This window comes from uncultured Nitrospira sp. (assembly GCA_902500695.1).
Lineage (GTDB): Bacteria > Nitrospirota > Nitrospiria > Nitrospirales > UBA8639 > Nitrospira_E.
On record CABVRQ010000086.1, the window covers coordinates 1 to 14,874 of the forward strand.

The following is a 14,874-nucleotide window of genomic DNA, read 5'->3' on the forward strand; positions in this document are numbered from 1 at the left end:
ATGAACTCACAAGGCTATTACAGTTTTCAACCAAATGGAAAAAAGGGGCCATTTAATAAAATAAAAAAGTTACACCATATCAATGGTCTCCCGGCCAAACAAATCCAGTGGTGTGAAGACAAAGAAAGTGGGCGTGACGTTTATGAGGGAGATAGTTCACACCAGACGGGGGTGTGATCGGAGGGTTTGTCCATTGAGCGTGGTGCCCGGTCCACATTTGATGCGACCAAATTGTCCGCCGCCTGGGGTGAGAGCAGAAGATGGTCGATGCGTAGCCCTTCGTCCCGGTTCCATCGGCCGGCCTGGTAATCCCAATAGGTATAGAGCCCAATCTCGGGATGGAACGCTCGGAGGGCATCGGTGTACCCGAGATGACAGAGCGCGCGAAAACGGGCACGGGATTCCGGACGGCAGAGGGCGTCGTCGGCAAATCCCTTTGGATCGTAGACGTCATGGTCGGTGGGACAGACGTTAAAGTCTCCCCCTAGCACCACGGTTTCTTCCAGGGCTAAGAGTGATTGTGCATGAGTGATGAGCCGATCCAGCCAGGCGAGTTTATACGGAAATTTTTCGGTTCCCAGTGGATTTCCATTGGGTAAATAAATCGAGGCTACCCGGATGGTCCCCACCACTGCTTCCACGTAACGAGCTTGTTCGTCAGAAGGGTCGCCCGGCAGGGCCGTGTGTTCGATCTCGATTGGGGCTTTTGAGAGGATCGCGACTCCGTTGTAGGTTTTTTGGCCGACTATGGCCATATTATAGCCAAGCTCCTCGATCGCCATTCTGGGGAACTGGTCTTCAGTGGTTTTGAGTTCTTGGAGCAGGACAATGTCCGGGTCGGCTTGTTTGACCCATTCCATTAAATGGGGGATTCGCATTTTTATGGAATTGACATTCCAGGTGGCAATTTTCATGATGAGTTTCAATGCCTTATAGTCCGAACATTATGACTGGGAGAGTGGTGGTAAGGCGGTTTCGCGTTGGAAGATTACTTGAAAGCCTTGAAATTGTTTTTGAAACAGGGTCTTCAAAATAAATGGGGTGATGCCAAAGAATAACACGCCATAAATGCAGATTTCTAAAATATACTGAGAGTCTTCAGAGACCGTGCTATTGAAGATCACAGGAACTGCCCATCCGATCGTCATACTCACAAACATCAGAATCACCACATGTCGCCACACCAGAAACCATACGAGTTTTAATAACTCACCATAGGTCGGTATCTCCATTATTTCTGAATTTCCTTTCTCATATAAGAATCTTCCTGGTTTTTAATGTGCTTCGTCCCAGGAGGGGCCATGTCCCGCCTCGACCGTGAGCGGGATCGACAATTGTAGGGCAGGCAGTGTGGCCCCTTCCATGACCTGTTTGATGATGGCGGTGGTTTCGGCGAGTGCCGCCTCTTCTACCTCGAACAATAATTCATCGTGGACGGTTAACAACATTTTCGCCCGGTGGGTTAAGCCATGCTCTGCCAAGGCGGCGGGCACGCGGATCATGGCGCGCTTTAGGATGTCGGCGGCCGTGCCTTGCAGTGGTGCATTGATGGCGGCACGCTCGGAAAAATTTCGTCGGGCGGGATTTTTATCATGAATACCGGGGACGTGGCACCGGCGTCCAAAGAGGGTCTGGACGTACCCGTGTTGCCGACAAAACTGTTTGGTGCGTTCCATATAATCCTGAATGCCGGGGTACTGTTCGAAATAGGTTTTGATATAGGCTGCCGCCTCTCCGGGCTCCACGCTCAATTGGCGGGCTAATCCGAAGGCGCTGATCCCATAAATGATGCCGAAATTAATCGCCTTGGCTTTCCGTCGAATTCCCGCATCCATCTGTTCTAAGGGTAAGCCGAAAACCTGGCTGGCGGTAAGCGCATGAATATCCTGGCCTTCCCAAAAAGCCTTTTTAAGTACAGGAATATCCGCGACGTGGGCAAGCAGACGAAGTTCAATCTGGGAATAATCGAGGGAAAGCAATGTCCAACCAGACTCCGCGACAAACGCGCGCCGGATTCTTCGACCCTCTTCAGTCCGGATAGGAATATTCTGGAGATTCGGGTCTGTGGATGAGAGTCTTCCCGTCGCGGCGGACGCCATGGCATAGGAGGTATGGACCCGGTTCGTGTCGGGATTGATTTGACGGATGAGCGCATCGGCATAGGTGCTGCGAAGTTTTTCCAAATGCCGCCATTCCAACACCCGTGAAGGGAGTTCATGGCCTTGAGCGGCTAAGGATTCGAGGACATCGACCCCGGTGCCATAGCTCCCGGCTTTGCTTTTTTGCCCTCCTCCCAAGGCGAGGTCGTCAAACATGACTTCACCGAGTTGTTTAGGAGAACCGATATTAAAGGTTTTCCCGGCCAGGCGATGGATCTCCTGTTCCAGATCCCGGAGACGGAGAGAAAACTCCTGGCTGACCTGCTTTAGTTGGGAGACATCGACTTTGATGCCTGTTTGCTCCATGGTCGCCAGCACGGGAATGAGGTGACGCTCGAGCGTTTCGTAGACGGTGGTCATGTGTTCACTGATGAGACGGGGTTTGAGGACCTGATGCAGCCGCAGGGTCACTTCTGCATCTTCCGCAGCGTATTCCAACGCTTTTTCTAAGGGAACCTGATCAAAGGTGATTTGAGACTTTCCGCTACCCGTGACGTCTTTAAATTTGATCGTCGTATGGCCCAAAAAGTGTTCAGCCAGTTCGTCCATGCCATGGCCATGCATGCCTCCTTCTAGGACGTATGAGAGCAGCATAGTATCGTCCACGGGAGACACGTTGAGGCCATACCGGCGAAACACCACCATGTCGTATTTGATATTGTGCCCGATCTTGAGTACTGCGGGGTCTGTTAGCAGTGGCCCCAGAATGTCGAGCGCATGTTGGAGTGGAATTTGTTCCGGTTTTTCCGGCAAGGCAGCAGACGTATCGTGGGAGAGCAAATCCTGATAAGACGTGGATCCCGGGGCCACATGACCGACGGGCACATAACACGCTCGGCCGGATTCCAGGCTCAATGAGAATCCAACCAACTCAGCTCTGGTTTGATCGAGAGAGGTGGTTTCACAGTCGACGGCCACAATCCCGCGACGAGTCGCTTCCTCCACCCAGCCTTGAAGGGCCGACACTGTTTGAATTAATTCGTATTGGGCTTTGGGTGCCAGTGGCCTTGTTTCGGAATCTTTCGTTGCTGGTGTATCGGTGGTCGGTGTGGCAGAAGGAGTGACCATGGGGGCCTGCTCGCCCTTCACGCGGCTTTGTATGCGTGCCAGAATCGATTTGAAGCCTTGTTCATTGAGGAAGGCAGCTAATAAATCCATATTGGGCTGGCGTCGCTCTAATTGTCCCAATGGGATAGCGAGCGGCACATCGAAACGAAGTCGAACCAGTTCACGCGAAAGGCGGGCCTTATCGGCATGCTCAATGAGACTTTCCCTCCGTTTGTTCTGTTTGATTTCGGAGGCGCGCGCCAGGAGGGTATCCAGATCACCATATTCCTGAATGAGTTGTGCAGCCGTTTTGATGCCGATACCCGGGACCCCAGGCACATTGTCCGTCGAATCTCCTGCCAATGACTGCACGTCGACAACTTTCCCGGGCGGCACCCCGAATTTTTCCAGAACCTGCGCGGGCCCGATCCTGCGGTTTTTGATGGAGTCGAACATACTGACCTGGTCCGAAACTAACTGCATGAGATCTTTGTCCGACGAGACAATGGTCACGTCCGCGCCGGCTTCCAGCGCTTCTTTGGTGTATGTGGCGATCAGATCGTCAGCCTCGAACCCGTTCAGCTCAATGCAATCAAAATTAAAGGCCCGGGTCGCCTCACGGACGAGAGCAAATTGGGGCACCAATTCATCAGGTGGATCGCTGCGGTTGGCCTTATAGTTAGGATCAAGATCGTTTCGAAAGGTTTTGCGTGCGGAGTCAAATATGATGGCAATGTGGTCCGGTTGCATATCGTCCAATAGTTTCATCAACATGGTGATGAATCCATAGACGGCGTTGACAGGGGTACCATTCGGACTGTTCAAAATCTTGATGGCATGAAATGCTCGGAAAATAAAACCTGAGGCATCGACTAACACGACATGACGAATCGGGATAGGAGAAAGCGGTTCACTCACGGTGTTCACGGGAAAATATCCTCTTCTTGTGATTGTTGGCCAATTGAAGATACCTGATAGCCCTTGAGGTGTCGATATCTCAGAAGAATTTGTCAATCGGGGGGATGAGACCTGGTAAAATGTCCAAGCCTCTCGATTTAGGAAGGGAGTCTGTGCTTGTGAAAAGGAAATTTATGGTGGGTCTTGCTCTTGTTATTGTTCTGGTGATTGTGGTCATTCTGCTTCTTCCGGTTCTGCTGGATTTGAATCGGTACCGGGATCGATATCTCCCGGTTCTGGAGCAGGCCCTTCATCGACCGGTGGATGTTCAGGATGTCCGCTTAACGCTCTTTCCTAAGCTCGGGTTTCGGGTGCAGGATCTGACAATAGGGGATGACCCGGTGTTCAGTCCGAAGCCGTTTGTCACGATTCCTTCGGCTGAGGTTGAGATTCAGTGGCTCCCACTGTTACGTCGGTACATTCAGGTTGAACACGTGCGTCTTCAGGATCCGACTGTCTCCGTCATCCGCACTCCTGATGGGTTGCTGAATATGGCCACCATCGGAAAAGATCCCGCTTTTCAGCACCCTGAGGCAGCCCCGGCGAATCCGGCCAATGCTCTCAAGCCCTTATTCGGGGTATTTGCGGTAGAGCGGTTCTCTATGACTGGAGGCTCTCTACAGTATGAGGATCGTTCCCAAGAACCTTCCCGTTTCCTCCACCTTGAGCAACTGGAGTTGGTTACGAATTCCGTTCAATTGGGACAGACGGCGAGTCTGCACCTGAAGGGCATGGTGATGCCCTATCAACTCCCCTTGGAGATGAACGGGCGATTTGGCCCCCTTCAATCCACTTTTGATCTTCCGATGATCGATCTAGCGGGTAGCGTAGGCAAGGTAGACGGAACCGCACAGGGAAAAGTGATAGATGGAAGGCTGGAGTTGGACGTGAAGATCCCAGAGGTATCGACGGATGACATATCCGTGAATGTGGCGTTGGATAAACCTGTGATCTTCAGCCGCTTTCAGGCTCATGTGATGGCACCCCTGATTCCCAAGGAGCCATCGAAACCCTCCACAGGAGTGAGGATTGATCCGTTGACCGTTGATCTCCAATTGGGTGGGGCGACCATTCACCTTTCGGGTCAAGGTACGCCTGGACGTCTGAATTTGTCCGGGGAGGCCCCTACCTTGTCATCAGAGGATTTTCCCTTGTCTCTTTCCGTTCAACGCCCGTTTTCACTGGAGCATATCCGTTTTGAAACGGTGATCCAAGGGACAAGAGTTGACCTGGTGTCCCTCAAGGCCCAAGCGTTTAGGGGAAATCTTGATGCGCATGGAAGATGGGATGGGACTCCACCTGTTCCACTGCTTTCATTCCAGGGAAAGCTCACGAATTTTGCGGTGGAATCAATGATGCAAGTGGTGAGGTCCTCCTCTTTCCGTTTGACCGGTATGGGAGAATTGCATTGGAGCGTCACGGGAGCAGTGCGCTCGCCGTCCGGGCAATCAACTATGACCGGGCCAGTCCGATTGATGATCCGGGATGGCCAATTAGTTGGATTTGACCTTATGCAGGCGATTGAAGATGCCCTTCAGCTACCGGATCTCATGGACGAATCCACCGGTGCGACGAAATTTTCTTTGATTGATACTAAAGTGGAATTGGAAGACAGGGGAGTGGTTATTCGGCAATTAACTGTTGAGGCACCAGATTTCTCGATGACAGGGGTGGGAAGTCTCGCGTTTGACGAATCGTTGAATCTTCAAGGCAATCTGGCCGTTTCACGGACGATCGGGGACCGGATTATTCAACGGTTTCCGATGGCCAAAGTTGCGTGGCATCAGGGAAAGTTGGTGCTGCCTTTTACCGTTATGGGAACCCTTCAGAAACCGCTATTGCAATTGGATACGCAATCCTTTGGGCATCAGGTCAAAAGGAATGTGGAGCGGAGGATTGAGAAAGTTTTACAGGGGGATGAACAGGAATTACAGCAACTCTTACAAGACGGAGCGGATATTCTCAAACAGTTATTTGGACAGTAGAAGTGGGGGAGATATCCTCTTTGGGACTGAATGATTCCTTCATGCGGGTCTCAACCCGGAGGGGGACTATAGGTTTGTGACATGTTGGCAACCATGAAGGAATGGGGCCGCGTTGCAGCGGCTGGCGGACACAGCTGAGCGACTATGGCTCGTAACTCTCCAAAATCATACGGTTTGCGGATAATGGCATAGGCTCCTAAGCGGGTGGCGTTTTCTCGGATGACGGCATTGAGGAACCCGGTCACCATTATGATTGGGATGTCGGACTTGTGTGGGATATGCTGTAACTGGTCCAAAAACTCCATCCCGGTCATGACAGGCATCGCATTATCGAGAATCACAATGTCAATGGATTTCGATTCAATAAGTGATAACCCGCTGGCTCCATTTTCGGCTTCTACACACTGACATCCATCATATTCCAGGACCATCCGGAGCAATCCGCGACTCATTTCATCATCATCAACAATCAGAATATTTTTAGACATTAGGATCTCCTTTCCTAACTAAATGAGCGAATTCACCATCTTGGTGGATCGAGCCGATTGAAGGTCGACTCACCATTTGGTGAAATCACCCAAAGATGACTCTTGAACAACTGTCATGCAGGCACAGGTCTGTGTTGTTTTGGACATCATTTTACCGTGTGCGTGAAGTGTCGGGTGCCTTTGATGGTACAGGGTTCTGCCCATTCCATATGATGAGCATTCCTCCGAAGATTCCAAAGCCTGTGATACAGATGGCTAAAATGATTTCCATGGCTTCCCTCCAATATCCCGTGCTTGCCATCTTACAAAGCAAAGAATGTACCCAAAACGATGGCGAGCGGTCATTTAAGGTTTTCATGGTTATAACTCATTGATAATCTGATGAATGGAGAATCAATTTTTTTAAATTGGTTTTGAAAATTTTTTAAAGAATGCAAAGAGGATGAGGTATAAGGGCATCAATTGTGGGACAGGTTGTTATTCAATAGCATACAGTTTGTATCTATATGGATAACTCGTGCGGAGAGATTAATCGAGGAAAGAGGCCAGCATAAGTTACGGGTGTTGTTTTGGGAGAAGAACCCCGCAATCCGTTGGACGGGATTTATTCTTGACGGAGGACGGACAGGGGAGGGAAGCCCAGCAACCGGTAAGTCCCTAGAAAGCCGGTCATGAGGCTTAGCAGAATCGTCAAAAGCAAACCTGTACTCAATAGGATCAGATCGAAGGTCCAGTTTAGATCAAAAAAGAAGTACAAGAGGGACCAGGAGAGAAGGCACCCCAATCCAAGCCCAACAAGCCCTGCAAAGGCTCCAATGACACAGAATTCCACTCCCAGCGAAAATACGAGTAGTCTGCGACTTGCTCCCAGGGCTTTCATAATTGCCAATTCATGCAGGCGCCGGTACCGGTTGATTGAAATCGCCGCAATCATGACCACGGCTCCGGTGACCAGACATAACAGGGCCAAGGCTTGAATCCCCATGGACAATTGGTGAAAGATCCGACCAATATTCTCCAGCACATCTCCAACGTTAATGGCTGTCACATTGGGCATGACGGCGACAATGGCTTGCTGTAAGGGTACTTCGAAGGTTGTTGGCACTCTGGTTGTGGCGATGTAGGTGAAAGGGGCGCCATCAAAAGAGCCAGGCTGAAGGATCATGAAAAAATTTATGGAAAAACTTCCCCAATCGACCTGCCGAAGACTGCCCACTTTCGCGATAATTGGTACTCCTTGAATATCCAAGGTCAGGGTTGAGCCGAGGGTAAGTCCCAGGTTTTTTGCGGCGTCTTCCTCCACAGAGACCAACGGGAAATCTGAAGTCGTCCTGGTCGCTCCGTCCGAGTCCGATTCTTTGATGTGATTCCACCATTGTCCCTGAGTAAGGACGTTATCTTTTGGGAGATCCCGGGATGTCGTTAATACGTATTCCCTGGTGAAATACCATCCATTTCGTTGGCCTTTATGCTCTTCAGGATCGATGGGTTGTCCGTTGATGGCTGTGAGGCGAGACCGCACGACTGGAACTAATTTATAGGGTGAATCGGGGAATTTCTGTTGTAGCACATCCACGAATTGGGAATGTTGGTCTGGTTGGATGTCTATGAAAAAAAATGAGGGAGCTTGAGTAGGTATTTGATTTCCTATCAGGTCAAGTATGGACCGTTGCACAATGGTCAGCGTCGTCATAAGCATGACGCCAATCCCAATGGCCAGCGTCATCGCTTTGGTAAAGTTTCCAGGCCGCTGAAGATTCCTCACGGCATGACGCAATAAATACCGCTGAGGAATCGGCACATGCCGGAAAATTCTATACAGGACTCCAGTGCCACCTAATAAGAGGAGAACCGCGACGCCACATGCACCGGAAAAAAATAAACCGAGGGTCAGTGAGTGGGCCTGCCACATGGCCAGGCCGGTCACGCTCACCATCATGCTGATGCTGACTATGACCTGTGCACGGTCATTCCACCAATGTTTAAGGATGGTCCGCCATCGGGTTAGTCTGGATTGGCTGTTGGCCATTTCCCGGGAGTGGTCCACCGCTTGTCGATACACTAATGCCGGAGAGACATGACGGATGGCCAGCAGAGGCCAGAGTGAGAAGGCAAGTGTGGCTAGGGTACCAAGAACGATTCCACGCAGGACGGGAGCGACAGTGGGATTCACGGGCATGGTTTCAGGAATAATGCCTTGAAGCAATAAGGGTAAGCCTCGGTGGAGAACTACGCCGACTATGGCCCCAAGAAGACTGCCGATTCCTCCAAGGAATAGGCTCTGCGTGAGATAAAGACGGATGATTTGTGAAGAGTCCGCTCCCAGGGTTTTGAGTGTGGCAATAATCGGAATTTTTTGTGTGAGGAAGCCTTGAATCGTGCAAGCCACTCCGATCCCACCGACCAATAAAATAGTAAACCCAATCAGACCAAGATAGAGGTTTAATTGGTCAAGAAATCTGCGGAGTCGTGGCTGAGCATCGCGAAATGAGCTGATCTGGGTCCCTTCCTGGCTGAGGCGCCCTCGTAACTCACCAATTAAAGGCTCAAGCGAGGTGGAGTCGGATATGGACAGACGATATCGTTCCTGAATCCGGCTTCCGGTTTGGATTAACGCCGTGGCTTTGAGCGCTTCCCGGGAAATCATGACCCTGGGGCCCAAACTAAATCCATTGGCAATCCTGTCCGGTTCTTTTTTTAGCACGGCGGTAATAAGGAAGCTCGCTTTGCCAATCTGTAGCTCGCTGCCAACGGTAAGATTGAGCCGGATCAGTAAGGATTCCTGGACAAGTGCACCAAAACACGGTGAGCGACCGCATCTGGATTGAAGGGGATCCAGAAGTTGCGCCATCGGGAGATCAGGCTCCACTACCAACCGACCATAGAGGGGATAGGCCGAATCGATGGCCTTGAGTTCCACCAATTGAGAAGTCGTTTGGGTAAGGGGCGTTTGGGATTTATGGCTGTCCACTGTCGCCATTGCGGCGATTTCAGTCACGTGTGAAAGGACGATGTCACGGTCAGAGAGGGAGTCCAGCACGTGACGACCCTGGTCGGAAATCGCCCGCCGCCATGATAGTTCGACATCACCCCCTAACAGGGCACGGGTATCTCCCAGAATGACCTGTTCGACATTGACGGCAAACAGGTCCACGGCCACAATGGCGCCGACACCGAGTGCAATGCAGAGAAATAAAAAGAGGAAACGGGACCAGGCGCTGTGGATTTCACGCCAGGCGAGTTTGACGGATACCGGGATCATCCCTTTAAGCCGGATGATAATAACGGGGGTATCGTCTCGTTCACCAATGCTCCATCCTGCAGGGCTAGGATACGTTGTGCACGAGCGGCCAATGACATGTCGTGAGTGACTAGGACGAGAGTACTGCCGTGTTGCTGATGAAGTTCCCACAGCAGATCAATGACCATTGCACCGGTTGAGCTATCCAGATTGCCGGTGGGTTCGTCGGCCAGCAGGAGGGGAGGCCGGACAATAAAGGCTCGGGCCAGGGCTACTCGTTGCTGTTCGCCACCAGAGAGTTGAACAGGATAATGGTGGAGACGATGTTCGAGTCCTACAGATTGTAAAAGTGTTTTGGCTCGTAATGTGCCTGTGGATATTCCTTGCAATTCCATAGGGAGAGCCACATTTTCCAGAGCCGTCAAAGTGGGAATAAGATGAAAGGCTTGAAACACATAGCCAATGTGTTGGCGTCGAAAGTGCGCCATTTCGGTCTCGGTTAAGGTCGTGATGTCGGTCTGATGAATGTGGATAGACCCCTGTGTTGGGCGGTCGAGGCCTGCAAGCAACCCCAGGAGAGTTGATTTCCCGCTTCCCGATGGTCCGATAATGGCAACCACCTGATTAGGAAAGACCTCGAAGGAAATATCCTGTAAAATCTTAACGGACTGGCTACCTGCCTGAAGCTCCATTCCAAGGTGATTGACCGAAATGAGAACCTGAGATGCTGGAGTTAGGGGGTGCAAATGGGGTGCAGACGATGTCGGAACATTCACGTTGATTACACAAACGGGTTTAAATGGTGAATAATAGAGTTGAGAGCCATTACCCAGCTACTATGCATACATGTATCCTATCAGTCCTCTTACTCTTCTGTCTGGGAATCTGGGGGTGTGACCTTCAGGAAAGTCCGTCTACCGATATACCAGAGCCCATGAAACATAGTTCAGACTCGGTAGTTTCTCGTGCTCAATTCCCGTCGGGTCAATCCTCATCCGAGCCTTTGGTGCGAAAGAACGAATCTCTGCCTAAAATCGTGGCCTTTGGCGATAGCTTAACGGCCGGATTTGGTGTGTCATCGGACGAATCCTATCCGGCTCAATTGGAAAAACAGTTGCACGAAGGTGGATTTCACTATGAGGTGGTCAATGCCGGAGTCAGTGGAGAAACCTCAGCGGGGGGAGTGCGACGGGTAGAGTGGATATTAAAAAGTCGGCCAACGATTGTCATATTAGAATTGGGCGTCAATGATGGACTTCGTGGGCTCCCCTTACAGCAGACCTATTCAAATCTTCGTAGCATAATTGACCGGTTGCAGGACGAAGGAGTGGTGGTCATTTTGGCGGGCATGCGCATTCCGCCAAATTTTGGCGAAGCTTATACGGGGGAGTTTTTTGAAATGTACGAACGGTTAGCCCAGGAATCGACGCTTCCACTTATTCCATTTCTCCTGGAAGGTGTGGCTGCGCAACCTGGCTTAAATCAGGCAGATGGAGTTCATCCCACAGCGAAAGGCTATATTATTGTGGCTCAGAATGTTTTTCGCACTTTGGAACCTATACTCAAAACAGAACTGAGTCATCAGACCAAAGAGTAGTCGACACCCCTCCCCATAAATGGGAAGGGGTAAGAAGAGGATTCTCTAAATGGCGTATTAGGGAAAGCGGGAGACGTTATGACTTTTTGAAGAAAATGTCATAGACCCCATAGGCCAAAATAATTGCTATGGTCCCATAGTACAAACCCGTGATCCCTTCATAGCCTCCGCCTGGTTCATTGGCAAAGGCCGGGTTTGCGGCTAATACGAGGAAAGCACTTAGAAAGGAAGTAATCCGATTCATACGAAAATCCTCACTTTCGGACATTAGGAAAATATCACACACAATTCTATTTTTGCGGATAGCTTCGAATGACATAATCAACTATCCACAACAGTGGTGGATTGTAGTAAATTTTATTTCCATGATGCAAGCTATTGACTAGTACAATATAATTAAAATATTAACGCTAGTTTATAATACGTAAATATTGGCGGAGTTATTAATTTGGCCACTAAGAGAAGACCCACGTATTATGCGCTACCATCAGCATAGAAGCAGGGTTTAACATCTAACTGAGTTCAAAAAGACGAGAGTAGCCTGGCCTAAGACTTTATGGTTCCAGCCTGGAATGTGTGCCGTCGCAGAATGGGGGTTTTTTGCTGTGCTTGCACCCACACCAAGCTACCTTTTGTTTTTCCTTGAGTTCCACCTCAATGGGGGAAATATCAGTTCCCGTGTGGGATCCATCGCAAAATGGCTGGGTTTTTGATCGTCCACATCGGCACCAATAATAGGTTCCTGCTTCCATGTCCAGAACGTAAGGTGTTCGTTGTGCAATGATAATCGGGTCGCCCATGTGGTTAGTTCTCCTTCGTTCTTCAAAGAATTTGGTGATAAATACAGTTAGCCGCAGCGGGGCTGAAGGCCTTGGGGGCCCAAAGGGGTAAGCCAGAGAAAATCAGCAATACCGGTTTGCAACTCCGAACGCACCCCCTCTTCTTTGGAGGGATCCCATGTTTCGAGATAAATGGTAATAGATTTGACGCCGGGGTGCTTTCGTTCAACCCGCTTAGGGATGGGGATCTTATACTGAATATGACCGCCGCCCGTGTAGCTCACCAACGGTCCGGCAGTCTGAGATCGCGTGTTGAGGTAATTGGCAATAATCTGTGCCATGCCCTCATCCCGAAAAATGGATGCTTCGAAGATTCGGCGATACACGTGATCGGGCAAGTCAGGATGGCACGCTTCAATTTGTTCAAAAATTAATTGCTCATATGCCTGATCATCGGTCACGATTTCTTGAATCGGCCATTTTCGCATTTCCGGATCTTGCCAGGCTTCGGTTAATCCCTTCGTGGCGACTAATCGAACAAGTGGGCGTGGCGGGTTAAGGCCAAAAATTTTGAGTTGATGCGATTTGGCAAAGGTCACCAATGGTTGATAATCGGCAAACTCTCCACCCCAATTCGTGTTCCACTGTGAATCCTTAACCAATTGTTCTGTCGTATATTCGGATTCTTGGCTATACCGGTCTAACCCGGATTGTCCATCCCAACTAAACATTTCCATGGCCAGCGCTGGATGGCGGTCATGGGCAAGGAGGGCATTCAGGATTTTCTGGGCTGCCTCAAGGTGTGAAGGGGTGTAATGCTCTTCGCCGATATAAATCACATCGGCGGCTAAGAGTTGTGGGAGCAGATCGTCGAATGTGGTTGCTTGCTGCCTGGAGACATCGTAGAGGTTGTCGACTTCAAATGTCGGGTTGGCTTGTGACGTCGCACACCCAGCGGTGGCGCTCATCACAATGATGCCCAGGAATAGGGAAAGGACGTGTTGTTTCGCACGTGGAAAATAATGCGTGACCATGACGAAACAAGGTGTAGCATAGTTCTCCCCTGTGGGCAATATTTCGGAAACCATGCGGTTGTTTCAGGATATTCAGAGGGGCTAAGGTGCGTGAAGGATTTAGATTAGGGGGCTGTTATATATTTCAAATTTTTGTCAATTCATCAGCATATGAATGACCCAAGCCCAACAGAGAAAATTAGTGGAGTGTTCAAAAAAGCTCGTCCAAGAGGCGACCTGCCTGCGCGAAGCCGCTCCGGCGAAGGCAGGGAACGCCGCTGGCGGCATTTTTCAACACTCCCATTAGCGATCAGTCAAAGGGATACACATCAATGGATGATCAGAAACTCGGATTGACGGCATTTCGGGAGCGAATCAAAATTAGTAGGGAATCCTCTCCCCACCACTGGGAGGCGAGCAGGAAATTGATGGTTCCTGAAACCCTTCAAGCCACGCTTCCCGCGCTCATTCAGCATATTCAAGAGGCTTCTCTCGATCCAACACTTCAAGAACGATTAATTGATGCCCTGCAACAACTCTCCAACCCTACCGGACGCAAGGAGGGAAATCAGGTCCTCAAGGACCTCACCGGCTTTCCCCCTTCCAAGGCGGTTCGCGCGCTCATGGTATGGGGAATCTTGAACGTGAACGAAGAAAGGGAAAGTCCGGAAGTGTATTCCGGGGCCCGATGGGAGGAAATTCTTCGGGAGGCGTCTAATCCCTATGACCTGTTACGACAAACGCCAACACCCTCCCTGCTAGATATCGGAGCTGGAGATTTGTCCTTTGAACAGGAATTGGTGGATCACTATGTCCCATATTTACGGACGCAACGTACCCCGCTGACCTTGCATGCCTTTGATCGGTTGATGCCGGGGTCACGGGTGGGCGGCGTCTATCACAAAAACCTTGAGCGTGAACGTCATTTGCAGAGCTTCTCGTCAGAAGAATTACGATTTAAATTTTGGGGCGGCATGGACCTAGAAACATTTTCGAAGAGCAAAGGGAAGTTGTCCCGTTACACCGTCAGTACCTGCCATGCTCCGGCAAATCCTACCTTTGGCTACGAACCCAGTCGATTGGCTCCTGAAATTATTCATGCGCATCTCCAATCCAGCCGGGGGAATTATCGTAAGAGTCGATACGAAGGGGAGCCCATTTTAGAGGTGTCTCACCGCGGACACACATTAACCTTCCCTGATTGGAAATTTGACATTTTGGGCCCTTTGGCATTGTTGAAGTTTATGGCCCAACGAAGTTGTGTGGGTATTCTTTCGGCAATCGATGATGGGGTCTTTTGGGAGGTGCTCAGCCAATTGTTAGCGGATGATCGATTCCGTCCAAGAAATGAGATTTTTACGAATACAATACTGCCTGCAATATTTGGAAACGTGTATGAGGAATTAATCTCCATGGGTGTCGGAGAGAGAAAAGATCTTTCCAGTTTGGCTGACCTGCGAGATCCGATGCCTTTTGAAGTTGCGAAGAATGAGGATACTCAGAGGCCTTCCAGGTTCCGTTATGTGGAAATTCGGAGGGGAGGGGTGCTTGAGGGAGTTCCCAGCAGTTTTACCGCACGGCAGTTTTCCCAGATGAAAGAAGAGTCCA

12 protein-coding genes are annotated in these 14,874 nt (G+C 50.3%); 3 read left to right on the forward strand and 9 right to left on the reverse strand.

Annotated features, from left to right (window positions below):
- Window positions 1–140: 140 nt before the first annotated feature.
- The 3 genes from xth to polA are packed head-to-tail and all read right to left on the reverse strand — an operon-like array spanning window position 141 to window position 4,133.
- The gene (gene xth / locus AAH187_RS16285; protein ID WP_342349533.1) at window positions 141–914 is read right to left on the reverse strand and encodes an exodeoxyribonuclease III; all 774 of its coding nucleotides are present in this window, start codon (window positions 912–914) and stop codon (window positions 141–143) included.
- A 30-nt stretch (window positions 915–944) separates the two neighbouring features.
- On the reverse strand, window positions 945–1,232 hold the full coding sequence (locus AAH187_RS16290) for a hypothetical protein (RefSeq protein ID WP_342349534.1): 288 nt from the start codon (window positions 1,230–1,232) through the stop codon (window positions 945–947).
- A 42-nt stretch (window positions 1,233–1,274) separates the two neighbouring features.
- On the reverse strand, window positions 1,275–4,133 hold the full coding sequence (polA, locus tag AAH187_RS16295) for a DNA polymerase I (RefSeq protein ID WP_342349535.1): 2,859 nt from the start codon (window positions 4,131–4,133) through the stop codon (window positions 1,275–1,277).
- 149 nt (window positions 4,134–4,282) lie between these two features.
- Here polA and AAH187_RS16300 point away from each other — a divergent pair, with 149 nt between their 5' ends.
- Entirely contained in the window at window positions 4,283–6,148 is a 1,866-nt protein-coding gene (locus AAH187_RS16300) for an AsmA family protein (RefSeq protein WP_342349536.1), read from the forward strand.
- A gap of 50 nt (window positions 6,149–6,198) precedes the next feature.
- Here AAH187_RS16300 and AAH187_RS16305 read toward each other — a convergent pair whose 3' ends face one another.
- The 3 genes from AAH187_RS16305 to AAH187_RS16315 form a co-directional block, all read right to left on the reverse strand.
- A complete protein-coding gene (locus AAH187_RS16305) occupies window positions 6,199–6,636 on the reverse strand; it encodes a response regulator (protein WP_342349537.1) in 438 nt (145 codons plus the stop codon).
- 604 nt (window positions 6,637–7,240) lie between these two features.
- Window positions 7,241–9,898, reverse strand: a complete 2,658-nt coding sequence (locus AAH187_RS16310) for an FtsX-like permease family protein (protein ID WP_342349538.1) — start codon at window positions 9,896–9,898, stop codon at window positions 7,241–7,243.
- The gene (locus AAH187_RS16315) at window positions 9,895–10,653 is read right to left on the reverse strand and encodes an ABC transporter ATP-binding protein (protein ID WP_342349539.1); all 759 of its coding nucleotides are present in this window, start codon (window positions 10,651–10,653) and stop codon (window positions 9,895–9,897) included. The genes AAH187_RS16310 and AAH187_RS16315 overlap by 4 nt, the downstream gene beginning before the upstream one ends.
- A 158-nt stretch (window positions 10,654–10,811) precedes the next feature.
- Here AAH187_RS16315 and AAH187_RS16320 point away from each other — a divergent pair, with 158 nt between their 5' ends.
- Window positions 10,812–11,474, forward strand: a complete 663-nt coding sequence (locus tag AAH187_RS16320) for an arylesterase (protein WP_342349540.1) — start codon at window positions 10,812–10,814, stop codon at window positions 11,472–11,474.
- 76 nt (window positions 11,475–11,550) lie between these two features.
- Here AAH187_RS16320 and AAH187_RS16325 read toward each other — a convergent pair whose 3' ends face one another.
- The 3 genes from AAH187_RS16325 to AAH187_RS16335 all read right to left on the reverse strand — a co-directional run bounded on the left by AAH187_RS16325 (window position 11,551) and on the right by AAH187_RS16335 (window position 13,341).
- On the reverse strand, window positions 11,551–11,718 hold the full coding sequence (locus AAH187_RS16325; RefSeq protein ID WP_342349541.1) for a hypothetical protein: 168 nt from the start codon (window positions 11,716–11,718) through the stop codon (window positions 11,551–11,553).
- 310 nt (window positions 11,719–12,028) lie between these two features.
- Window positions 12,029–12,274 carry a CDGSH iron-sulfur domain-containing protein gene (locus AAH187_RS16330; RefSeq protein WP_342349542.1) on the reverse strand — a complete coding sequence of 82 codons (246 nt, stop codon included), beginning with the start codon at window positions 12,272–12,274 and terminating at the stop codon, window positions 12,029–12,031.
- Between the two features lie 47 nt (window positions 12,275–12,321).
- Window positions 12,322–13,341 (reverse strand): ChaN family lipoprotein, encoded by a 1,020-nt coding sequence (locus AAH187_RS16335; protein ID WP_342349543.1) that lies wholly within the window; start codon window positions 13,339–13,341, stop codon window positions 12,322–12,324.
- A 257-nt stretch (window positions 13,342–13,598) separates the two neighbouring features.
- Here AAH187_RS16335 and AAH187_RS16340 point away from each other — a divergent pair.
- Window positions 13,599–14,874, forward strand: a 1,276-nt coding sequence (locus AAH187_RS16340; RefSeq protein ID WP_342349544.1) for a hypothetical protein, incomplete at its 3' end; no start/stop codon positions are given.